This window comes from Escherichia sp. E4742 (assembly GCF_005843885.1).
Classification (GTDB): Bacteria; Pseudomonadota; Gammaproteobacteria; order Enterobacterales; family Enterobacteriaceae; genus Escherichia.
On sequence record NZ_CP040443.1, the window covers coordinates 2,736,139 to 2,757,821 of the forward strand.

The 21,683-nt window shown below is 51.4% G+C and carries 21 protein-coding genes and 3 tRNA genes; 13 read left to right on the top strand and 11 right to left on the bottom strand.

Features of this window, described 5'->3' with window-relative positions:
• Positions 1–39 precede the first annotated feature (39 nt).
• On the top strand, positions 40–1,686 hold the full coding sequence (groL, locus tag FEM44_RS13365; protein ID WP_000729132.1) for a chaperonin GroEL: 1,647 nt from the start codon (positions 40–42) through the stop codon (positions 1,684–1,686).
• A 137-nt stretch (positions 1,687–1,823) separates the two neighbouring features.
• On the top strand, positions 1,824–2,177 hold the full coding sequence (locus FEM44_RS13370; RefSeq protein ID WP_000558209.1) for a DUF4156 domain-containing protein: 354 nt from the start codon (positions 1,824–1,826) through the stop codon (positions 2,175–2,177).
• Between the two features lie 202 nt (positions 2,178–2,379).
• Here the strand turns inward: FEM44_RS13370 and FEM44_RS13375 are convergent, their stop codons facing one another.
• Positions 2,380–3,249 (bottom strand): YjeJ family protein, encoded by an 870-nt coding sequence (locus FEM44_RS13375; RefSeq protein WP_138159058.1) that lies wholly within the window; start codon positions 3,247–3,249, stop codon positions 2,380–2,382.
• 381 nt (positions 3,250–3,630) lie between these two features.
• Positions 3,631–4,659 carry an EF-P beta-lysylation protein EpmB gene (epmB, locus tag FEM44_RS13380; protein WP_135523636.1) on the bottom strand — a complete coding sequence of 343 codons (1,029 nt, stop codon included), beginning with the start codon at positions 4,657–4,659 and terminating at the stop codon, positions 3,631–3,633.
• Between the two features lie 41 nt (positions 4,660–4,700).
• Here epmB and efp point away from each other — a divergent pair, with 41 nt between their 5' ends.
• The 4 genes from efp to sugE all read left to right on the top strand — a co-directional run bounded on the left by efp (position 4,701) and on the right by sugE (position 6,373).
• Positions 4,701–5,267 (top strand): elongation factor P, encoded by a 567-nt coding sequence (efp, locus tag FEM44_RS13385; protein WP_000257278.1) that lies wholly within the window; start codon positions 4,701–4,703, stop codon positions 5,265–5,267.
• A 50-nt stretch (positions 5,268–5,317) separates the two neighbouring features.
• On the top strand, positions 5,318–5,443 hold the full coding sequence (gene ecnA / locus FEM44_RS13390; RefSeq protein WP_135486764.1) for a lipoprotein antitoxin entericidin A: 126 nt from the start codon (positions 5,318–5,320) through the stop codon (positions 5,441–5,443).
• A gap of 111 nt (positions 5,444–5,554) precedes the next feature.
• Positions 5,555–5,701 (top strand): lipoprotein toxin entericidin B, encoded by a 147-nt coding sequence (ecnB, locus tag FEM44_RS13395; protein WP_000239596.1) that lies wholly within the window; start codon positions 5,555–5,557, stop codon positions 5,699–5,701.
• A 354-nt stretch (positions 5,702–6,055) separates the two neighbouring features.
• A complete protein-coding gene (gene sugE / locus FEM44_RS13405) occupies positions 6,056–6,373 on the top strand; it encodes a quaternary ammonium compound efflux SMR transporter SugE (protein ID WP_130205961.1) in 318 nt (105 codons plus the stop codon).
• Here sugE and blc read toward each other — a convergent pair.
• The 6 genes from blc to frdA form a co-directional block, all read right to left on the bottom strand.
• On the bottom strand, positions 6,370–6,903 hold the full coding sequence (gene blc, locus FEM44_RS13410) for a lipocalin Blc (RefSeq protein WP_130205963.1): 534 nt from the start codon (positions 6,901–6,903) through the stop codon (positions 6,370–6,372). The genes sugE and blc overlap by 4 nt on opposite strands.
• Before the next feature lie 87 nt (positions 6,904–6,990).
• Positions 6,991–8,133 (bottom strand): BlaEC family class C beta-lactamase, encoded by a 1,143-nt coding sequence (locus tag FEM44_RS13415; protein ID WP_135523638.1) that lies wholly within the window; start codon positions 8,131–8,133, stop codon positions 6,991–6,993.
• 62 nt (positions 8,134–8,195) lie between these two features.
• Positions 8,196–8,555: a fumarate reductase subunit FrdD gene (gene frdD / locus FEM44_RS13420; protein ID WP_001299198.1), complete on the bottom strand. Its 360-nt coding sequence runs from the start codon at positions 8,553–8,555 to the stop codon at positions 8,196–8,198.
• A 10-nt stretch (positions 8,556–8,565) separates the two neighbouring features.
• Positions 8,566–8,961, bottom strand: a complete 396-nt coding sequence (gene frdC, locus FEM44_RS13425; protein WP_001568431.1) for a fumarate reductase subunit FrdC — start codon at positions 8,959–8,961, stop codon at positions 8,566–8,568.
• Between the two features lie 10 nt (positions 8,962–8,971).
• On the bottom strand, positions 8,972–9,706 hold the full coding sequence (gene frdB, locus FEM44_RS13430; protein WP_064525766.1) for a fumarate reductase iron-sulfur protein: 735 nt from the start codon (positions 9,704–9,706) through the stop codon (positions 8,972–8,974).
• Positions 9,699–11,507, bottom strand: coding sequence for a fumarate reductase (quinol) flavoprotein subunit (gene frdA / locus FEM44_RS13435; protein WP_130205969.1), 1,809 nt, complete (start codon positions 11,505–11,507; stop codon positions 9,699–9,701). Before frdA ends, frdB begins: the two co-directional genes overlap by 8 nt.
• A 324-nt stretch (positions 11,508–11,831) precedes the next feature.
• On the opposite strand from frdA, the gene epmA reads away from it, so the two are divergent.
• From epmA to FEM44_RS13450, 3 genes are all read left to right on the top strand, one after another.
• Positions 11,832–12,809 carry an elongation factor P--(R)-beta-lysine ligase gene (gene epmA / locus FEM44_RS13440; protein WP_000004771.1) on the top strand — a complete coding sequence of 326 codons (978 nt, stop codon included), beginning with the start codon at positions 11,832–11,834 and terminating at the stop codon, positions 12,807–12,809.
• A gap of 218 nt (positions 12,810–13,027) precedes the next feature.
• Positions 13,028–14,530 carry a glutamate/gamma-aminobutyrate family transporter YjeM gene (gene yjeM / locus FEM44_RS13445; RefSeq protein WP_130258495.1) on the top strand — a complete coding sequence of 501 codons (1,503 nt, stop codon included), beginning with the start codon at positions 13,028–13,030 and terminating at the stop codon, positions 14,528–14,530.
• Between the two features lie 97 nt (positions 14,531–14,627).
• Positions 14,628–14,942 carry a YjeO family protein gene (locus FEM44_RS13450; protein ID WP_130216739.1) on the top strand — a complete coding sequence of 105 codons (315 nt, stop codon included), beginning with the start codon at positions 14,628–14,630 and terminating at the stop codon, positions 14,940–14,942.
• Between the two features lie 30 nt (positions 14,943–14,972).
• Here the strand turns inward: FEM44_RS13450 and mscM are convergent, their stop codons facing one another.
• The 3 genes from mscM to rsgA all read right to left on the bottom strand — a co-directional run bounded on the left by mscM (position 14,973) and on the right by rsgA (position 20,435).
• Positions 14,973–18,296 carry a miniconductance mechanosensitive channel MscM gene (gene mscM, locus FEM44_RS13455; protein ID WP_135523639.1) on the bottom strand — a complete coding sequence of 1,108 codons (3,324 nt, stop codon included), beginning with the start codon at positions 18,294–18,296 and terminating at the stop codon, positions 14,973–14,975.
• Positions 18,297–18,317: 21 nt separating this feature from the next.
• Entirely contained in the window at positions 18,318–19,286 is a 969-nt protein-coding gene (gene asd, locus FEM44_RS13460; RefSeq protein WP_135523640.1) for an archaetidylserine decarboxylase, read from the bottom strand.
• 96 nt (positions 19,287–19,382) lie between these two features.
• Entirely contained in the window at positions 19,383–20,435 is a 1,053-nt protein-coding gene (gene rsgA / locus FEM44_RS13465) for a small ribosomal subunit biogenesis GTPase RsgA (RefSeq protein ID WP_130205979.1), read from the bottom strand.
• A 94-nt stretch (positions 20,436–20,529) separates the two neighbouring features.
• Here rsgA and orn point away from each other — a divergent pair, with 94 nt between their 5' ends.
• The 4 genes from orn to FEM44_RS13485 all read left to right on the top strand — a co-directional run bounded on the left by orn (position 20,530) and on the right by FEM44_RS13485 (position 21,583).
• Positions 20,530–21,075: an oligoribonuclease gene (gene orn / locus FEM44_RS13470; protein WP_064525781.1), complete on the top strand. Its 546-nt coding sequence runs from the start codon at positions 20,530–20,532 to the stop codon at positions 21,073–21,075.
• A 210-nt stretch (positions 21,076–21,285) separates the two neighbouring features.
• Positions 21,286–21,361, top strand: a tRNA-Gly gene (locus FEM44_RS13475).
• Between the two features lie 35 nt (positions 21,362–21,396).
• Positions 21,397–21,472, top strand: a tRNA-Gly gene (locus FEM44_RS13480).
• A gap of 35 nt (positions 21,473–21,507) precedes the next feature.
• Positions 21,508–21,583 (top strand) — tRNA-Gly (locus tag FEM44_RS13485).
• The last annotated feature ends 100 nt before the right edge of the window (positions 21,584–21,683 follow it).

Below are 21,683 nucleotides of genomic sequence, written 5' to 3' on the forward strand. Positions count from 1 at the left end.
CGCACGACACTGAACATACGAATTTAAGGAATAAAGATAATGGCAGCTAAAGACGTAAAATTCGGTAACGACGCTCGTGTGAAAATGCTGCGCGGCGTAAACGTACTGGCAGATGCAGTGAAAGTTACCCTCGGTCCGAAAGGCCGTAACGTAGTTCTGGATAAATCTTTCGGTGCACCGACCATCACCAAAGATGGTGTTTCCGTTGCTCGTGAAATCGAACTGGAAGACAAGTTCGAAAACATGGGTGCGCAGATGGTGAAAGAAGTTGCCTCTAAAGCGAACGACACAGCAGGCGACGGTACCACCACCGCAACCGTACTGGCTCAGGCTATCATTACTGAAGGCCTGAAAGCTGTTGCCGCGGGCATGAACCCGATGGACCTGAAACGTGGTATCGACAAAGCCGTTACTGCTGCAGTTGAAGAACTGAAAGCGCTGTCCGTACCGTGCTCCGACTCTAAAGCGATTGCTCAGGTTGGTACTATCTCCGCTAACTCCGACGAAACCGTAGGTAAACTGATCGCTGAAGCGATGGATAAAGTCGGTAAAGAAGGCGTTATCACCGTTGAAGACGGTACTGGTCTGCAGGACGAACTGGACGTGGTTGAAGGTATGCAGTTCGACCGTGGCTACCTGTCTCCTTACTTCATCAACAAGCCGGAAACTGGCGCAGTAGAACTGGAAAGCCCGTTCATCCTGCTGGCTGACAAGAAAATCTCCAACATCCGCGAAATGCTGCCGGTTCTGGAAGCCGTTGCAAAAGCAGGCAAACCGCTGCTGATCATCGCTGAAGATGTTGAAGGCGAAGCGCTGGCAACTCTGGTTGTTAACACCATGCGTGGCATTGTGAAAGTCGCTGCGGTTAAAGCTCCGGGCTTCGGCGATCGCCGTAAAGCTATGCTGCAGGATATCGCAACCCTGACTGGCGGTACCGTAATCTCTGAAGAGATTGGTATGGAGCTGGAAAAAGCAACCCTGGAAGACCTGGGTCAGGCTAAACGTGTTGTGATCAACAAAGACACCACCACCATCATCGATGGCGTGGGTGAAGAAGCTGCGATTCAGGGCCGTGTTGCTCAGATCCGTCAGCAGATTGAAGAAGCAACTTCTGACTACGACCGTGAAAAACTGCAGGAGCGCGTAGCGAAACTGGCAGGCGGCGTTGCAGTTATCAAAGTTGGTGCTGCTACCGAAGTTGAAATGAAAGAGAAAAAAGCACGCGTTGAAGACGCCCTGCACGCGACCCGTGCTGCGGTAGAAGAAGGCGTGGTTGCTGGTGGTGGTGTTGCGCTGATCCGCGTAGCGTCTAAACTGGCTGACCTGCGTGGTCAGAACGAAGAGCAGAACGTGGGTATCAAAGTTGCACTGCGTGCAATGGAAGCTCCGCTGCGTCAGATCGTACTGAACTGCGGTGAAGAACCGTCTGTTGTTGCTAACACCGTTAAAGCTGGCGACGGCAACTACGGCTACAACGCAGCAACCGAAGAATACGGCAACATGATCGACATGGGTATCCTGGATCCAACCAAAGTAACTCGTTCTGCTCTGCAGTACGCAGCTTCTGTGGCTGGCCTGATGATCACCACCGAGTGCATGGTTACCGACCTGCCGAAAAACGATGCAGCTGACTTAGGCGCTGCTGGCGGTATGGGCGGCATGGGTGGCATGGGCGGCATGATGTAATTGCCCTGCACCTCGCAGAAATAAAGAAACCCCCGGGCAGAAATGTCTGGGGGTTTTTCTTTTGGTCATCTTTCTAGTATAAGATTCAGACACGGACGACGCGAGTTGCGTCCAGCTCATTGATTATGGGGAATAACATGCACGTAAAATACTTAGCAGGGATTGTCGGTGCCGCGCTACTGATGGCGGGTTGTAGCTCCAGCAACGAATTGAGCGCTGCCGGACAGAGTGTTCGCATCGTGGACGAGCAACCAGGTGCAGAGTGCCAGCTGATTGGTACTGCTACTGGTAAGCAAAGTAACTGGCTTTCCGGACAACACGGTGAAGAGGGCGGTTCTATGCGTGGTGCGGCAAACGATCTGCGCAACCAGGCGGCAGCAATGGGCGGTAACGTGATTTATGGTATCAGCAGCCCGTCGCAGGGCATGTTGTCCAGCTTTGTCCCGACTGACAGCCAGATTATCGGTCAGGTATATAAGTGCCCGAACTGATGGGATCCAGAGGCTGGGTGACAAACGTATAATTGCCTGATGCGCTTCGCTTATCAGGCCTACATCAGGCATTGCAACTGATTGAATGCTTGAGAATTTGTAGGCCGGATAAGGCATTTACGCTGCATCCGGCATGATCAACGATCACGTTATCAGTCATTTCAGGCTGGATGGCTCCAGCCTCGCATTAGCAAAGATGGGATTATTTCGCCTGTGGTGCAGTTTTGTTGATGGATTGAACGCGTAGGTGATGCAGTGCGCGTAGGCATTGATCCTGGGTTAGTGGTTGGGCGTTATTGGCTGCCACAGTACGAACGTAGACCTGACACGGCACTCCAGCGAGCTTTTTCAGTCGAGGGCTGAAATCAAGCATCCGGCGAGTGATAGCCTCCACTTCTTTACCCGGTGTTGCTTCACGCGTTTTTACTACTGCACCGCTAAATTGCTCTTTGCCACCTTCATCTTTAAAGCGATAAAGTACGGCCAGATAATGACTAAACAGATCATGTTTCCATTCCGGTTGGGAATAGGTGTCATATTCCAGATTGCCATCATCCTGGCAGTCGACATCATATAGCGGTAGGAAATCTAACAACGATGTAATACGTAACGCCAGTTCACGCATTTCTGCATTATTAATTGCATGAATGATTGCTCGCGCCAGCATTTCAATCTGCAACTCATTGACCACTAATTCGCATTTGCTGCCATCATGTAGCGTTAATGCGAAATTAAGATTTTCGCCCTGATTATCGGTAAGTTCCAGCGTGTTAACCCGGCGATTAATATCGGCATTTTTCAGCTCATCAACCTGGATTTCTGGGATATTTTCTGCCATTTTTTTTATGACTTTATCGCGAGCCTGCTCATACTGAAGACGAGAATCAGCGTCGAGTTTATGCTTTTGATGCAAACGACTTTCCAGCGCAATCAGCATGTCACGCAGTTCCATTACAGACATGAAGAACAACGATTCTTTATTGCGAGGCTCTTTAATTTTCAGCGCCAGTGCAATGAAATTATTACTCTTGCGAATAACACCGGTATTAACACCCTTGATGCTTATGGCCATGTAGGTTCTCCCTAACCATTTCTCAATAAAATAATTAATTTCAATTTATAAGCCAGATAAATGGGCTTGGTAATAATCGTTGTTAAAATAACATAAATAGCCGTGCTCACTCTATATAAACAGAAAAGAAAGGTTAATTATTGATGTCAGCTATATAAATAATAAAAATAGCAATACATATGAATAATTAATGGTTATGCAACGGGCAAAGATTAAACTTCCCTGTTTAATGAGAGATCGCTGTACTCGTGTTCGTTGCTCTTGCCGGATGCGGCGTAAACGCCTTATCCGGCCTACAGTTCATTGAGTTTCAATGCACGATGTAGGCCTGATAAGCGAAGCGCATCAGGCAATTTTCTGTTTAACTTCCCTGTTAATCAGTTATTGCTGACGTAGCTGGAGATCCAGCGGCGTTTTGCTCGGTTCGCCACCAATCTCACGCGCCAGTTTCGGCACGAGATATCCCGACACCAGTGTCAGCAACTCACGCATGATCTGCCGTGCTTCATCATCACTCACCATAAAATGCGCCGCGCCCTGTACTTTATCGAGCACATGCAGGTAATAGGGCATCACACCCGCATCGAACAACGCATTACTCAGGTTTGCCAGCGTTTGCGCGTTGTCATTCACGCCACGTAACAGAACGCTCTGGTTCAACAAAGTAACGCCGACACGGCGCAATTTAGCCATCGCCTGACGGAACGTTTCATCTACCTCATTGGCATGGTTGATGTGATTCACCAGTAAGATTTGCAGTGTAGAACGGGAAAAGCGTTCAATCAGCGCCTCTGTGATGCGCGCCGGGATCACAATCGGCAGACGGCTGTGGATACGCAGACGTTTGATATGTGGGATGGCTTCCAGTTTCGTCAGCAGCCAGTCCAGTTCGTGATCTTTCGCCATCAACGGATCGCCGCCGGAGAAAATAATCTCGTCCAGTTCCGGATGCGCAGCAACATACTCAAGTGCCGTCTTCCAGTTTCGCTTGTTGCCCTGATTTTCGGCATACGGGAAGTGGCGACGGAAGCAATAGCGGCAATTTACCGCGCAGCCGCCTTTGACCAGCAATAGCGCCCGGTTGTGGTATTTATGCAACAAACCAGGCACTACGCTGTGTTGTTCTTCGAGCGGGTCGGTGGAGAATCCGGGCGCGACGACAAACTCATCTTGCGAGGTAAGTACCTGACGCAAAAGTGGATCGTCTGGATTGCCTTTCTCCATGCGATCGATAAATGAGCGGGGCACGCGCAGGGCAAACAGCTTTTTGGCGCTGCGTCCGGCCAACAGTTTTTCGTCCGCGTCTATATTCAAAAGACGCAGAAGTTCATCAGGATCGGTCACAACATCGGCAAGTTGCGCTAACCAATCTTCTCTGGATGGGGTATTTAGGGTTACAATATGCGCCATTTTGTGGCTTAGCTACCAATTAACAAATTTCAGAGGGCCTTATGGCAACGTACTATAGCAACGATTTTCGTGCTGGTCTTAAAATCATGTTAGATGGCGAACCTTACGCGGTTGAAGCCAGCGAATTCGTGAAACCAGGTAAAGGTCAGGCATTCGCTCGCGTTAAACTGCGTCGTCTGCTGACTGGCACTCGCGTAGAAAAAACTTTCAAATCTACCGATTCCGCTGAAGGCGCTGATGTTGTCGATATGAACCTGACTTACCTGTACAACGACGGTGAGTTCTGGCACTTCATGAACAACGAAACTTTCGAGCAGCTGTCTGCTGATGCAAAAGCAATTGGCGACAACGCTAAATGGCTGCTGGATCAGGCAGAGTGCATCGTAACTCTATGGAATGGTCAGCCGATCTCCGTTACTCCGCCGAACTTCGTTGAACTGGAAATCGTTGATACCGATCCGGGTCTGAAAGGTGATACCGCAGGTACTGGCGGCAAACCGGCTACCCTGTCTACTGGCGCTGTGGTTAAAGTTCCGCTGTTCGTACAGATCGGCGAAGTTATCAAAGTGGATACCCGCTCTGGTGAATACGTATCTCGCGTGAAGTAATGCGGTTGTGGTGCGGCCTGCTGGCTGCACCATCACTTTTCAGGTCAGAGATGATGAAACACCTTATCCTTCTTGTTTTGCTTGCCAGCACGCTGCTCACGGGCTGTAACACCGCTCGCGGTTTCGGCGAAGACATCAAACATCTCGGTAATTCCATCTCCCGCGCTGCCAGCTAATTTATTCTTCACTTCCGAAAAATCATCAGATTTCCGTCATTTTTGGTGATGTTGTCTATTATTAATTTGCTATAGGCAAACACAAATAACATTACCTAAAAGGAAGACGTTATGGTGAAGAAGACAATTGCAGCGATCTTTTCTGTTCTGGTGCTTTCAACAGTATTGACTGCCTGCAACACCACGCGTGGCGTTGGTGAAGATATCTCCGACGGCGGTAACGCGATTTCTGGCGCAGCGACGAAAGCGCAGCAATAAGCAATAACGGTACGGCAGTTTGTCGTGCCGTTGATACTGATGACAAAGGCAAATTGCCTGATGCGCTACGCTTATCAGACCTACATAGTCCATGCAATATATTGAATTTGAAGGATTTTGTAGGCTGGACAAGGCGTTAACGCAGCATCCGGCATAAACAACTGACACGTTGTCAACAATCTGTAACGGTACGACAAGTTTGTCGTGCCGTTTATTTTTTCAGCGATAGTCACTAAGGTAATAGTTGAAATTCCCCTGCCACCAGGCAAAATATCCGTTCAACCATCAGCTTTGCAGGACGACCTGCAAACGCTTCTTTTCACCGGGGACGGCCCCATTTCTCCGGAGTTTTATATGTCCTGGATTATCTTATTTATTGCTGGGTTGCTGGAAGTCGTCTGGGCTGTTGGCCTGAAATATACCCACGGCTTTAGTCGTTTGACGCCAAGTGTTATTACCGTGACGGCGATGATTGTCAGTATGGCGCTGCTCGCCTGGGCGATGAAGTCATTACCTGTAGGGACGGCTTATGCTGTCTGGACGGGGATTGGCGCAGTCGGCGCGGCTATCACCGGCATTGTGCTGCTCGGCGAGTCCGCTAACCCGATGCGCCTGGCGAGTCTGGCGTTAATTGTGGTGGGAATTATTGGTCTGAAACTCAGCACTCACTAACTACCGGGCTGCTGTACCCAAATAAACTTACTAACATCAAACCCTTCCCGGGTCGCGACTGCCAGCATCTCCTGTTTAACTTCGTCAGAAATGGTTGGCGTGCGAGAGAGTATCCACAGGTAGTCGCGGTCCGGGCCGCAAACCAGCGCGTGGCGGTACTCCCGGTCGAGCGCGATGACATTATAACCGCCGTAGAATGGCCCAAAGAACGACACTTTCAGGGCTGCGCGACGCGGATCTCCAGTAAAGTAGGCTTTTCCTTCACTCTGCTGCCACATCTCTCTGTCTGGGTTATAGCCTTTATTAATGACATTCAGGCCGCCGTCATCCCGCAGGCTATACGTCGCGGTCACTTTCTCCAGCCCGCGTTCAAAGCGGTGATCAAAACGGGCAATCTCATACCACGTACCCAAATAGCGTTTGGTATCGAAATTATTTACCACAGTAACGCCACGCGGCGGTGTGGGAGAACTACAGGCAACCACCAGAAATGCAGCTGTCGCTGCGGCAACGAGAGGGAGCAGGCGCATAAATGTTTCCTTACTGGTTTTTTCTAAGTGTAGATGACAGCAAGGAAATGCGAAGAAAAGGTCCGAAAATTCGGACCCGATGAAATTTTACTGCAGAGCGTTGAGAATCTGCCAGGCGGCGGTAACTCTCGCTGGATTGGGATAATTTTTGTTAGCCAGCATCACAATACCCAGCTCTTTTTCTGGGATAAACGCGACATAGCTACCAAATCCGCCGGTCGCACCTGTTTTATGCACCCATGATGACCGCACAGCAGGAGCAGGGGGCGTAATCGCTTTTACTGGGCTTGTCGCCAGCGCAATTTTACTGTCGCTGCCATTGATGATGCTGTCAGGATTTACCGGCCAGTCCAGCATTTCCCAGCCCAGGCCCTGATACATATCGCCGGTTTGCCAGTAGCGAGATTGTGCCAGTTGTATCCCTTGCTGAAGTGTTTTGTCATTGATATCACGGGGATTCATATTGCTTCGTACCCAGCGGGCCATATCTTCAATTGTCGATTTCACACCGTACGCTTCAGCATCTAATGCCCCTGGCGAAACATGCACTGCCTTACCTTCGCGATATCCCCAGGCGTAATTCTTTTCTTCTGCGGGCGGCACATTAATCCACGTATGGTTGAGTTTGAGTGGCTGGAAAACACGAGTTTGCATCGCCTGTTCAAAGCTCAAACCGGATGGCTTCACAGCCAGTGCGCCGAACAAACCGATACTGGAGTTTGCATACAGACGTTGTGTTCCTGGCACCCATGCAGGCTGCCAGTTTTGATAGAAGCGCAGCAAGTCGCTTGAGGATTTCACCTCATCCGGCACCTGTAACGGCAGGCCGCCAGCGGTGTAGGTTGCGAGATGTAATAGTGTGATCCCATTCCACTGTTTAGCGGTAAGTTCAGGCCAGTATTTTGTGACAGGATCGTTTAGATTGATTTCCCCTCGAGCAATAGCGTCGCCACCAAGCACGCCCGTAAATGTTTTACTGACCGAGCCTAACTCAAACAACGTTTGCTGCGTGACGGGCCGCTTTTTTGCCACATCCGCGTAGCCCCAGGTAAAGTAATAAGGCTTACCCTGATAAATCACTGCAACGGCCATGCCGGGGATGTTTTGTTGCTCAACAAGTGGGGTAATTGTGTGATGTACAATATCGTTGATTTGTTGTTCGCTGTGGGTCGCGGCAAGAGTGGAGCAAGAGACGGTAATCAGTAAGGCGCAAAGAGTCGTTTTGAGCATAAGGTCTGGTTTCCATACAAAACGGCCCGCCATAGGCGGGCCGGATTTACATTGGCGATACGTTAGATTGTAACGATACCAATCAGCGTGACAACTGTCAGGATAGCAGCCAGACCGTAGAAAACCCATTTGCCCGCAGGCACGTGAATTTTCAGATCGTGCATCGCGTGGTGCATACGGTGTAAACCACACCACAGCGGCAGGACGATCATCAGGAACAGGAATACGCGACCAATGAAGCTTTGCGCGAACGCCAGAACGCGTTCGTAGCTCAGTGCGTCACCCGGGAACAGACCCAGCGGCAGCAGAATGCCAACCAGCAGGATCATTACCGGCGCAATGATCGCACTCCACATACCACCGGCCCCGAAGAGGCCCCAGAATACCGGTTCGTCAGAACGCTTTGGATTTGGATTAATCATCTCAGGCTCCTTACCAGTACAGGGCAACAAACAGGATTACGATGGTGGCAACTACGGTTACCGCCCAGAGACTTTTGATAATTGGCTCTGGTCCCATTTTTTCGTCTTTTACAATGATATTGGCCGCTTTCGGTGCCAGTTCAAACCAGGTTTTGGTGTGCAGCAGGGCTGCCGCCAGAGTAATCAGGTTAATGATCACGATAACCGGGTTTTGTAAAAAGTCGACGAATCCCGCCCAGGTTTCCGGGCCATTTTTCAGGGCAAATAGCCCGAAAATCAGTTCAATGCTGAACCACACAGCCGGAACCGCTGTGCCTTCGCGCAGCATGTAAAAGCGATAAAACGGCAATTTTTTCCACCAGGTGGACGTCATTGGCCGTACATACGGTTTACGTTTAGTCGTCATGTTGCACTCCTTAGCGTGGTTTCAGGGTCGCGATAAGAAAGTCTTTTGAACTTTCTACTTTGCCCTGCTGAATGGCCGCAGCCGGATCGACGTGTTTCGGGCAGACTTCGGAGCAGTAGCCCACGAAAGTACAGCTCCATACGCCGTTCTGGCTGTTTAACTGCGCCATACGCTCCTTCTTACCGTGGTCGCGGCTATCTTCGTTATAACGATGTGCCAGCGTAATGGCAGCCGGACCGATGAACTCTGGGTTCAGGCCGAACTGCGGGCATGCGGCATAGCACAGACCACAGTTGATGCAACCGGAGAACTGGTGATACTTCGCCATCTGCGCCGGGGTCTGGATGTTAGTACCCTGATCCGCGGTGCGGGAGTTGCCGATGATGTACGGTTTGATCGCTTCCAGACTTTCGATGAAGTGGGTCATATCGACCACCAGATCGCGTTCAATCGGGAAGTTAGCTAACGCTTCAACCTTCATGCCGTTGGTGTAGTCACGCAGGAAGGTTTTACATGCCAGTTTCGGCACGTTGTTAACCATCATGCCGCAGGAGCCACAAATCGCCATACGGCAGGACCAGCGGTAGCTCAGGTCCGGCGCAAGGTTGTCTTTGATATAGCCCAGCGCATCCAGCAATGAGGTGGTTTCATCATAAGGCACTTCATAGAATGCGCTATGTGGTGCGGTATCGACTTCCGGGTTATAACGCACCACCTCAATTTTCAGGTTTTTCATCTCAGCCATTCGCCTTCTCCTTCTTATTGGCTGCTTCCGCCTTATCGGCTGCATCCGCTTCGCCACCGTACATGCGTTTGGCCGGCGGCAGCTTAGTAATTTTCACGTCGCTGTACTCCAGGCGAGTAGTGCCATCAGCATCGCGGAAGGCGAGGGTGTGTTTGAGGAAGTTGATGTCGTCACGTTCAGTGCAACCTTCGTCCAGACGCTGGTGCGCGCCGCGGGACTCTTTACGTGCCATTGCGGAGTGCGCCATACATTCGGCAACGTTCAGACCGTGGCCCAACTCAATGGTGTAAAGCAAGTCGGTGTTGAACACGCTGGAAGTGTCGGTGATGCGAACGCGCTTGAAGCGTTCCTGCAGTTCCGCCAGCTTGTCGATGGTTTTCTGCATCAGTTCCGGCGTACGGTAGATACCGCAGCCTTCTTCCATGGCCAGGCCCATTTCGTCGCGGATCTTCGCCCAGTTTTCGCCGCCGTCCTGGTTAACCAGATCTTTCAGACGCTGTTCAACGCCAGCAACCTGGGCATTGATCGCTGCATCGTTGCCATTACCGGCAGTAGATGCGCGCTCCATTGCTTGCTCACCGGCCAGACGACCAAAGACCACCAGTTCCGCCAGGGAGTTGGAGCCCAGACGGTTTGCGCCGTGCAGACCTACAGAGGAACATTCGCCCACGGCGAACAGGCCCTTAATGCGGGTTTCGCAGTTCTGATCGGTTTCGATACCACCCATGGTGTAGTGCGCGGTCGGACGTACCGGAATCGGCTCTTTAACCGGATCGACGCCAACATAAGCTTTCGCCAGTTCACAGATGAACGGCAGACGTTCGTGCAGTTTTTTCTCGCCCAGGTGACGCAGGTCGAGGTAAACCACATCGCCACGCGGCGTGGAGATGGTGTTGCCTTTGCGCCATTCGTGCCAGAAGGCCTGAGAAACTTTGTCGCGAGGACCCAGTTCCATGTATTTGTTTTTCGGCTCGCCCAGCGGAGTTTCCGGACCCATGCCGTAGTCTTGCAGATAACGGTAGCCATTTTTGTTGACCAGAATACCGCCTTCGCCACGGCAACCTTCGGTCATCAGGATACCGGAACCCGGTAGGCCAGTCGGGTGATACTGAACGAACTCCATATCACGCAGCGGAACACCGTGGCTCAGCGCCATACCCATACCGTCGCCAGTAACGATGCCGCCGTTGGTGTTGTAACGATAAACACGGCCAGCGCCGCCGGTTGCCATCACCACTGCGTTAGCACGGATCTGAACCAGCGTACCTTCCATCATGTTCATTGCCACCAGGCCGCGAACATGACCATCATCAACCAGAATATCCAGCACGAAATGTTCGTCAAAACGCTGGATCTGCGGGAATTGCAGAGAGGTCTGGAACAGAGTGTGAAGCATATGGAAGCCGGTCTTATCTGCGGCGAACCAGGTACGCTCGATTTTCATGCCGCCGAAGCGACGTACGTTCACGCTACCATCCGGGCGACGGCTCCATGGGCATCCCCACAGTTCCAGTTGGGTCATTTCGGTTGGGCAGTGGTGGACGAAATAATCCACAACATCCTGCTCACATAACCAGTCGCCACCCGCTACTGTATCGTTAAAGTGATAATCGAAGCTGTCATGATCCTGCGCGACAGCGGCGGAGCCACCTTCTGCAGCAACGGTATGGCTGCGCATTGGGTATACTTTTGAGATTAGTGCGATTTTTGCATTCGGATTTGCCTGCGCGGCAGCAATTGCAGCACGTAATCCCGCGCCACCGGCACCTACAATGGCAAGATCGGCTTGAAAGGTTTGCACGACATTCCTCCAGATTGTTTTTATCCCACATCCACGTACTTCAGGGTAAGTGCCTGAAAGTTACGGTCTGCGAACGCTATTCCACTGCTCCTTTATAGGTACAACAGTATAGTCTGATGGATAAGTCTGAAATTTGACGAGATCGATTTTTTTAGTGCGCAAGCGGGCTAAATTATCACTGAAGATGATTAATTTAATTACTAAACCATCAGATTGTGGTTTTTTTAGTCACCCCCCCTTGCTGAATGATTCCTGCGTAAAATTTGTCTCGCCGTCGCGTTGCGAGTAGACTTCGTGCCCTTGTTAAAAACTGGAGATTTCACTATGAGCGAAACGGCATCCTGGCAGCCGAGCGCATCCATTCCTAACTTATTAAAACGCGCGGCGATTATGGCGGAGATCCGTCGTTTCTTTGCCGATCGTGGAGTGCTGGAGGTGGAGACGCCTTGTATGAGCCAGGCGACGGTAACCGATATTCATTTGGTCCCGTTTGAGACACGTTTCGTTGGCCCCGGACACTCTCAGGGGATGAATCTCTGGTTAATGACCAGCCCTGAATATCACATGAAACGCCTGCTGGTTGCCGGTTGTGGCCCCGTATTCCAGCTGTGCCGCAGCTTCCGTAATGAAGAGATGGGGCGTTATCACAACCCTGAGTTCACGATGCTGGAGTGGTATCGGCCGCATTATGATATGTACCGGTTGATGAACGAAGTTGACGATCTTCTGCAGCAAGTACTGGATTGCCCGGCTGCAGAAAGCCTTTCTTATCAGCAAGCCTTCTTACGTTATCTGGAAATTGATCCGCTCTCAGCTGATAAAACGCAGCTACGGGAAGTGGCGGCGAAACTGGATCTGAGCAACGTTGCCGATACCGAAGAAGATCGCGATACACTGTTGCAGTTGCTGTTTACCTTTGGTGTGGAACCGAACATTGGTAAAGAAAAACCGACCTTTGTTTATCATTTCCCTGCCAGTCAGGCATCACTGGCGCAAATCAGTACCGAAGATCATCGGGTCGCAGAGCGCTTCGAGGTCTACTACAAAGGTATTGAGCTGGCGAATGGTTTCCACGAATTAACGGACGCCCGTGAACAGCAACAACGCTTTGAGCAGGATAACCGCAAACGTGCGGCGCGTGGTTTACCGCAGCATCCAATTGACCAAAACCTCATAGAAGCTCTGAAAGTCGGTATGCCTGACTGCTCCGGCGTGGCTCTGGGCGTTGATCGTCTGGTGATGTTGGCGCTGGGCGCGGAGACGCTTGCGGAAGTGATTGCCTTTAGCGTTGACCGGGCATAATTCTGAAAAATCATCTAATTAACCGCACAGAATGGCGTTGTAACGCCATTCTGTAGCAGATATTTTCATTTTTCTGCTGAAGGCCACAATTTAAGACTGGATATTTGTTATCATCCAGGTATCAATTCTGTATGGTTTTTTATTGCGGCCCGTCAATCGATGGGCAGTGCAGTTTAGTGCGCGCGTTTTATACATGTGCTAACTCTAAGGATAATTTCATGCCTCACACGATAAAAAAGATGAGTCTGATAGGGCTCATATTGATGATCTTTACTTCAGTATTTGGGTTTGCCAATAGCCCGGCAGCTTATTATTTAATGGGGTATAGTGCGATTCCCTTTTATATATTTTCTGCATTATTATTTTTTATACCATTTGCCTTAATGATGGCAGAGATGGGCGCGGCCTATCGCAAAGAAGAAGGCGGCATCTATTCCTGGATGAATAATAGTGTCGGACCACGTTTCGCCTTTATCGGCACATTTATGTGGTTTTCCTCTTATATCATCTGGATGGTGAGTACCTCAGCTAAAGTCTGGGTACCATTTTCTACGTTCCTCTACGGTACCGACATGACTCAGCACTGGCGCATTGCTGGCCTGGAGCCAACGCAGGTAGTGGGTCTGCTGGCGGTGGCATGGATGATCCTGGTTACCGTGGTTGCTTCAAAAGGGATTAATAAAATTGCTCGTATTACTGCAGTAGGTGGTATTGCAGTAATGTGTCTTAATTTAGTATTACTGTTAGTGAGCATTGCCATTTTGTTATTAAATGGTGGCCATTTTGCACAGGATATTAATTTCGTGGTATCGCCGAATCCAGGATATCAATCCGGTCTGGCGATGTTATCGTTTGTGGTATTTGCCATTTTCGCTTATGGCGGAATTGAAGCGGTTGGTGGTCTGGTAGATAAAACAGAAAACCCAGAAAAGAACTTTGCCAAAGGTATTGTTTTTGCCGCTATTGTTATTTCAATTGGTTATTCGCTGGCGATATTTTTATGGGGCGTCAGCACTAACTGGCAGCAGGTATTAAGTAATGGTTCCGTTAACCTCGGCAATATCACCTATGTACTGATGAAAAGCCTGGGGATGACGCTGGGTAACGTGTTGCATTTGTCACCTGAGGCGTCATTGTCGCTGGGCGTATGGTTTGCGCGTATTACCGGGCTTTCGATGTTCCTGGCTTACACCGGCGCGTTCTTTACACTTTGCTACTCGCCACTAAAAGCGATCATCCAGGGTACGCCGAAAGCGTTATGGCCGGAACCGATGACGCGCCTGAACGCCATGGGCATGCCGTCTATCGCCATGTGGATGCAGTGCGGGCTGGTTACTGTCTTCATCCTGCTGGTTTCGTTTGGCGGTGGTACTGCATCAGCGTTCTTTAACAAGCTGACGCTGATGGCGAACGTTTCCATGACGCTTCCCTATCTGTTCCTCGCGCTGGCTTTCCCATTCTTTAAAGCACGTCAGGATCTCGACAGACCATTTGTGATTTTCAAAACACACATGTCGGCAACGATCGCGACAGTGGTGGTGGTACTGGTGGTGACGTTTGCGAACGTTTTCACCATTATCCAGCCAGTGGTTGAAGCCGGAGACTGGGATAGCACATTGTGGATGGTTGGCGGCCCTGTCTTCTTCTCGCTGTTAGCGATGGCGATTTACCAGAATTATTGCAGCAGAGTGGCAAAAAATCCGCAGTGGGTGGCTGAGTAATCAGATGCCCTATCGTCGGCCTGACGATAGGGCGTAATGACAGGGAATTAGTGGGATTTCGTATGCGCTATAGCGAAATTAAACTACGGGTTACCTCATGAGTGCGCGCATGTTTGTCTTGTGCTGCATCTGGTTTGTTGTGGCGATCCCCTGGATACTCATCACTTCCACGCTGGACAAAGAGTGGATGATTGATGAAGGCGGGGTTAAAAACATCTGCGATGTGCTGGAGTATCTGGAAAATGACGATACCCGTGATGTCGGTGTGATATTGACGTTGCCGCTCTTTTTCCCTTTTCTCTGGTTCGCGCTGCGTCGAAAAAAAGGCGGCTGGTTTATGTACGTCACCGCACTTGCGATCTTCGGCTATTGGCTGTGGCAGTTTTTCCTGCGCTATCAGTTTTGTTTGTGAGCCGGAGTGGTTCATCCGGCCACAAAGACCTTACAAACTTCCCGCCTGACGACCTTTACCCGCAGAAGTCAGCGTTCTCCCCGTTTGTTTACCATTCAGGCTTTCCAGACGCATCTGGAAGGGCGGGAATGGCATATCAATACCGTGGGCGTGGAAGCCCGCCAGAATCAGTTGATGGATTTCATGGCGCAGCGGCATGCGGTGACCCATTTCTGCGGCGTAAATACGCAGCTCGAAAATTTGGATCCCTTGCTGTAGATCCACCAGGAAGACTTCCGGCGCCGGATTGTCGATCACCAGCGAGCAGCGACGCGCAGCGTTAAGCAAGATTTCCGTCACTTCTTCACTGTTGGCATCAGCAGGGGCCGGAATCGTCAACACCACGCGCGTGACCGAGTCAGAGAGCGACCAGTTGATAAACTGCTCAGTAATAAACGCCTTGTTCGGCACGATAATCTCTTTACGGTCCCAGTCGCTGATGGTGGTGGCGCGGGTGTTAATTTTCGTCACGCTACCGGTAAGATCGCGGATCGTTACCGTATCGCCAATGCGAATCGGTTTTTCGAACAGGATAATCAGGCCAGAGATAAAGTTGGCGAAAATTTCCTGCAAACCAAAACCGAGACCAACACCGAGCGCGGCGACCAGCCACTGCAATTTCGACCACTCAATACCAATCATTGAGAAGCCGACCAGCCCGCCAATCAGCATCAGCAGATATTTGGTGATGGTGGTGATGGCGTAGCCCGTACCCGGCGTTAAATCCAGGTGCTGCAAAATCGCCAGTTCCAGCAGCGCGGGCAGGTTGCGCACCAGCTGCGTGGTGATGATAAACACCAGAATGGCAATCAGCACCGCACCGAGGGTAATCGGCTCCAGGCTTTCTACGCCCTGTACCGTGGAAGTGACATCCCACAGCGAAATATTTTCAAGGAAGCCGAAAGCGGAATGGATTTCTGACCACAGCACAATGACCGAAAGCAGGGCGATCAACATCAAAATTGAGCGCACCAGCCGCAAGGATTGCGCACTGATAGCATCGAGATCGACTTCGCTTTCATCGACTTCAATTGCCCCTTCCGGGCTACTGTGATGATGCGCTTCCTCTTCGCCACGCGCACGTTGCGCTAACATCTCTGCCCGGCGATGCTTCGCCCGGTCAAACGCCAGTCTGCGTCGCTGTATTAGCATCCAGCGGCGGATAACGTGATAAACCACCAACAGCAGGAACCAGATGGCGACCGAGGTTTCAAGCCTTGCTAACAGCGCCTGTGCCGTTGCCAGGTAACCGACTGCCGCTGCCAGAATAGCGACCAACGGCGCGCCAATCATCATGTTCCACAGCATATGGTTGGTAATGTTGTCGCCGCTGCCTTCTTTGTTGAGATACAGCGGAATCCCGGCCTTTTTCAGGCTGAGGGTGACCACTGCGAGTGCACCGCAAATGAGGATGAAGCAAAGACGTCCCAGCGAACCGGAAAACTCGCGGTCGTCGAGATTATCGAACATCATCAGCGCCATAATCAGCGGCACGATAAGCCCGATGCTCATCAGGTAGTAGCGCATCCCGCGGGAAACACGTTCGCGCGGCCAGCCAAAATGGGCAATAAACAAGCCGTTAGGGCGGGCAAAGGTGGCGCAAATCATCACTACCCACAGCAGCGGCACGGTGGCCGTTACGCCATCGCCAATCGCTACCGCCAGCGGATAAGGCCACGCCTCGCGCAAGCCGTAACCCAGCGTCATCCACAGCACCGGCAGTGGTGACGCGACGAGAATCGACCAGAAAAGGGTGCGTAATGTCAGCCAGAAGTGATCCTGAGTCACTTTGCCGACTTTCGCTGCCGAACGTTCGAGAAAACGGGTGAAATAGCGACGCGAGTAAATACTGCAACCGACCAGAATCAACGCGCCAAACAGCGGCAAAATCGTCTCTTTGCTGGTCAGCATCATGATGCTGGCTTTACCTAACTGGCTGAAGGTGTCCAGCGAGATGAGGCGGCGCAGATCCTGGGCGATCTCCAGTGGCCAGGTGATGGTCATCGGGCGCACGTCAGAGGTCCAGAACAGATAGCGGTGCGTCGCTTCGTTCACCTCTTTCAGCGCATCTTCTAGCTGCCCGTTGGAGACTTTCAGCTTGGTCAGTTCCAGCAGTAGCGTGTCGCCACCCTGCAACAATGAGTTCAGCAACTCACGCTGAGTACGCAGTTGTGCTTCGAGAATACGGTTTTGCTCGGCGGTCAGCGGCTGACCGTCAGCCTGAAGGATTTGTCGCAGTTGCGGTTGTTTATTGAGTAGATCCTCATAGTGCAACCGTTGCACGCGCAACTGCGCCATTTCGGTATCAAGTTGTTGCGGTTTCGGCATTTCCGGCAGTCGTGCCACCTGCGCTCGCAACGCTTCGCCGAGCAGGTTGGACGCTCCCAGCCATTGTGACTGCTCGCGCAGGGTATTCAGCGCCTGCCGGACCTGTAATGTCTGGCTGGCAGCCTGACGCTGTTGCGAAGCGACGAGATCCATTCGCTGTGCCTGCTGATTCAGCGCCGCCGAAAGTTCGCGGTTAATTTTGAATTGCGCGACGATATCTTTCGGTAAATCGGCACTGCTTTCAGCCAACAACTCGGTGCTTTCCAGCGCCCGCTCCGCCTCAAGCTGGCGTTGGCTGTTCAACTGATTACGTAAGGCCTGCAAATACGCATCCAGCTGCTGGCTCTCTTTTTCCGCCAGCTCAGAGCGCAAGCGCGCTAATTCCTGGCGGTTATTGGCAGACAGCTGCGCCAGCTCCAGTTCATCAACGAGGGCTTTCAGACGTGCGGAGTCAGACTGTAACGCGAAATTTTGTGCCTGATTAAGCGGGGTATTGCCGGTAAGCGTTCCCAGGCGGCGCTCAATTTCATTTAACTGACGACGGGCATCGGTTTGCTGTTGCGGCAGTTGATTCAGTGAATCCGCTATCTCGCGGGCGCGTTCCTGCTCTTGCTGGGCCTGACGGCTCTTATCCAGCAACTGACTGCTGACCTGGAGAATTTCCTGATTCAGCGCATCGGTAGACATTCCCGGTGACACGCTGCGCGGCTCGTCACGCATGTTGTTTAACTGTGCGCGAAGGGTAGCGGAGAGTTTCGGGTAATTATCAATGACTTCTTGATATTGCTTGATGCGCTCAAGGGAACCTTTTCGTTCCTCAAGCGCATTTAAGGCAGACTGGAGCGCCTCTACGACTTCCGGCTGCACGGATTTCGCCGCTTTTGCCTGCTCCAGTTCCTGTGTGATTTGTTTGCTATCGGGGGCCGTCGCGGCGTACGCCCCCCAACTGAGGCACCAGGCCATCAGAAAAGTGATAATCAGGCGCACGTCAGCGTTTCCTTTGATGGATTAGACCTGGTCTTTTTTATCGTCAACCAATGGGCTGGCGTCGTGTTCTGCTTCGATCTCTTCAGCAGGAAGCGGGGCTGGTTCAGCGTCTGGCGTAACAAAGGTTTCGGTAGATACTGCCAGCGGCTGGCCAATTTTCGTGACAGACAGGCTTTCCAGTTGCTCAACCAGATTCACTTTACCTGGTGCAAACAGGTTGATAACGGTAGAGCCAAGTTTAAAGCGACCCATTTCCTGGCCTTTCAGCAGCGCCACAGAACCGTCGTTTTCCCCGGCAGGCCAGGTCCAGCGTTTGATGATGCCTTCGCGCGGTGGTGTAATGGTACCCGCCCAGACAGTCTCAATGCTGCCAACAATCGTCGCACCGACCAGAATCTGCGCCATCGGGCCAAATTCGGTATCGAACAGGCAGATAACACGCTCGTTACGGGCAAACAGATTTGGCACGTTCTGAGCAGTGAGATGGTTAACGGAGAAGAGATCGCCCGGCACATAGATCATCTCACGCAGAATACCGTTACACGGCATGTGTACGCGGTGGTAGTCACGCGGGGAGAGGTAAGTGGTCACAAACGTACCGTTGCGGAACAGGTCCGCCATCAGATAGTTGCCTGCCAGCAGGGCTTCGAGGCTGTAATTGTGGCCTTTGGCTTGCAGGATTTTATCTTCTTCAATTTTACCTAGCTGGCTGATAACGCCATCGGCAGGCATGACCAGAACATTCGGATCGGTATCGATTGGGCGTACTTCGTCACGCAGCGGACGGACAAAAAATTCGTTAAAGGTGCGGTAGCTGGCAGTATCCGGCTTCTGCGCCTCTTGCATGTCGACTTTGTAGTATTTAACGAACAGATCGATAACCAGTTTTGTCAGCCATCCTGCTCGCTTGCTTGCGCCCCAACCCGCCAGGCGAGTAAGCCATAGTTTCGGCAGAATGTACTGTAGCGAAAGTTTAAATGAATTTAACAAAGTAGCCTCCAGGCCATTGTTTTGTCGTTCCTGATCCGGCGTACATGCCGGATCCTGAAAAAAAGGGGACGATTCTAACGACGGTTAGCTTAATTGTCAGTCATCCGTATCAGAAAAGTTTTTACGCGTTTTTACCTGCGCCATGCTTTCCAGAATACGGTGATAGTTTTCGAAACGGGTTTCCGCGATTTTCCCTTCGTCAACGGCTTCACGGATAGCGCAGCCCGGATCGGTATCGTGTTTGCAATCGCGGTATTTGCACAGACCTAAATAGTCATGGAATTCGACAAAACCGTGAGTGATTTGTTCCGGCTCGAGATGCCAGAGTCCGAATTCGCGTACCCCAGGAGAATCAATCACATCGCCGCCGTGCGGGAAGTGATACAACCGAGCGGCAGTAGTGGTGTGCTGGCCCAGACCTGAGTTGTCAGAGACATCGTTGGTCAGGATCTCTTTTTGCAGCCCCAGCAACGCGTTCAGCAGGCTGGATTTGCCGACGCCAGATTGCCCGGCAAAAATGCTGATGCGTCCGGTCAGCGCCTCTTCCAGCGGTTTCAGCCCATCCTGAGTATGGCTGGAAACCATCAATACGCGATAACCGATGTTGCGGTAGATATCCATCTGTTCGTTGACGAACGCCATGCCTTCGTCGTCCAACAGGTCTATCTTGTTGAGCACAATAATCGGCTCAATCTGCAAGGTTTCGCAGGCTACCAGGTAACGGTCGATGATATTGAGCGACAGCTCCGGCAAAATGGCGGAGACAATAACAATCTGATCGATGTTGGCGGCGATGGGTTTCACGCCGTCGTAGAAATCCGGGCGTGTTAACACCGAGGTGCGCTCATGCACCGCTTCCACGATCCCTTTGACATTTACGCCTTCCGCCGCCGGTTTACCCGGACGCCAGACTACGCGGTCGCCGGTTACCAGTGAACGGATGGTGCGGCGAATATTGCAGCGGTGAACGTCGCCATCGGCGGATTCCACATCAGCGTGCATACCAAAGCGGCTGATGACGATACCTTCATCAGGCTCGCCAAACAGATTGTCGTCGTAGTCGGGCTTCTCCTTAGACGTTTTAAGACGACGCTGGTGATTGGCGTTCACGCGGCGCTGCTGGCCTTTGGAGAGTTTATTTTTACTCAATCGTACAGACTCCTGGTCGCCCCTGATGGGCAAAACATCTATGATACACGCAATTGTGGATCAATATAGTCACTGTGAATGGGTGGAAAATAGCATGAGTGCCAATGAAAACAACCTGATTTGGATCGATCTTGAGATGACCGGTCTGGATCCCGAGCGCGATCGCATTATTGAGATTGCCACGCTGGTGACCGATGCCAACCTGAATATTCTGGCAGAAGGGCCGACCATTGCAGTACACCAGTCTGATGAACAGCTGGCGTTGATGGACGACTGGAACGTGCGTACTCATACCGCCAGCGGGCTGGTGGAGCGCGTGAAAGCGAGCACGATGGGCGATCGTGAAGCTGAACTGGCAACGCTCGAATTTTTAAAACAGTGGGTGCCTGCGGGTAAATCACCTATCTGCGGTAACAGCATCGGTCAGGATCGCCGCTTCCTGTTCAAATACATGCCGGAACTGGAATCGTACTTCCACTACCGCTATCTCGATGTCAGCACGCTGAAAGAACTGGCGCGCCGCTGGAAGCCGGAAATTCTCGACGGTTTTACCAAGCAGGGGACGCATCAGGCGATGGATGATATCCGCGAATCAGTTGCGGAACTGGCTTACTACCGGGAGCACTTCATCAAGCTGTAAAATTTTTCCTGGTCACGTAACCGCCGGAATCCACTTGCGGCGGCGTGATTTTGACGCTAAATTGAACGTCTTGCTGATAATTTCAGCACTTGAGATAAAAATTCGAAAAATTTTTTTTAGGGGGGTTGCAGAGGGAAAGATTTCTCGTATAATGCGCCTCCCGTAACGACGCAGAAATGCGAAATTACGAAAGCAAAAGTTAAGTAGTACGCGGGAATAGCTCAGTTGGTAGAGCACGACCTTGCCAAGGTCGGGGTCGCGAGTTCGAGTCTCGTTTCCCGCTCCAAAATTTGAAAGTGCTGTAAAGTACAGACCACCCAAGCGGGAATAGCTCAGTTGGTAGAGCACGACCTTGCCAAGGTCGGGGTCGCGAGTTCGAGTCTCGTTTCCCGCTCCAAAATTTGAAAGTGCTGCAAAGCACAGACCACCCAAGCGGGAATAGCTCAGTTGGTAGAGCACGACCTTGCCAAGGTCGGGGTCGCGAGTTCGAGTCTCGTTTCCCGCTCCAAATTCTTCTCCCAATAAAATATCCACAGCGACGCGATGCGTTATTGCTGGTTTTTGTTGTCTCTGACAAACTCTTGTAAACAGAGTTATCCACAGGTCCG

Bases quoted from the DNA above. Each gene is read 5' to 3' on its own strand.
- orn (WP_064525781.1), top strand. From the start codon at position 20,530: ATGAGTGCCAATGAAAACAACCTGATTTGGATCGATCTTGAGATGACC.
- FEM44_RS13375 (WP_138159058.1), bottom strand. From the start codon at position 3,249: ATGGCCATAAGCATCAAGGGTGTTAATACCGGTGTTATTCGCAAGAGT.
- FEM44_RS13450 (WP_130216739.1), top strand. From the start codon at position 14,628: ATGAGTGCGCGCATGTTTGTCTTGTGCTGCATCTGGTTTGTTGTGGCG.
- FEM44_RS13370 (WP_000558209.1), top strand. From the start codon at position 1,824: ATGCACGTAAAATACTTAGCAGGGATTGTCGGTGCCGCGCTACTGATG.
- sugE (WP_130205961.1), top strand. From the start codon at position 6,056: ATGTCCTGGATTATCTTATTTATTGCTGGGTTGCTGGAAGTCGTCTGG.
- frdB (WP_064525766.1), bottom strand. From the start codon at position 9,706: ATGGCTGAGATGAAAAACCTGAAAATTGAGGTGGTGCGTTATAACCCG.
- frdC (WP_001568431.1), bottom strand. From the start codon at position 8,961: ATGACGACTAAACGTAAACCGTATGTACGGCCAATGACGTCCACCTGG.
- ecnB (WP_000239596.1), top strand. From the start codon at position 5,555: ATGGTGAAGAAGACAATTGCAGCGATCTTTTCTGTTCTGGTGCTTTCA.
- blc (WP_130205963.1), bottom strand. From the start codon at position 6,903: ATGCGCCTGCTCCCTCTCGTTGCCGCAGCGACAGCTGCATTTCTGGTG.
- yjeM (WP_130258495.1), top strand. From the start codon at position 13,028: ATGCCTCACACGATAAAAAAGATGAGTCTGATAGGGCTCATATTGATG.
- efp (WP_000257278.1), top strand. From the start codon at position 4,701: ATGGCAACGTACTATAGCAACGATTTTCGTGCTGGTCTTAAAATCATG.
- FEM44_RS13415 (WP_135523638.1), bottom strand. From the start codon at position 8,133: ATGCTCAAAACGACTCTTTGCGCCTTACTGATTACCGTCTCTTGCTCC.
- frdD (WP_001299198.1), bottom strand. From the start codon at position 8,555: ATGATTAATCCAAATCCAAAGCGTTCTGACGAACCGGTATTCTGGGGC.
- groL (WP_000729132.1), top strand. From the start codon at position 40: ATGGCAGCTAAAGACGTAAAATTCGGTAACGACGCTCGTGTGAAAATG.
- epmA (WP_000004771.1), top strand. From the start codon at position 11,832: ATGAGCGAAACGGCATCCTGGCAGCCGAGCGCATCCATTCCTAACTTA.
- ecnA (WP_135486764.1), top strand. From the start codon at position 5,318: ATGATGAAACACCTTATCCTTCTTGTTTTGCTTGCCAGCACGCTGCTC.
- epmB (WP_135523636.1), bottom strand. From the start codon at position 4,659: ATGGCGCATATTGTAACCCTAAATACCCCATCCAGAGAAGATTGGTTA.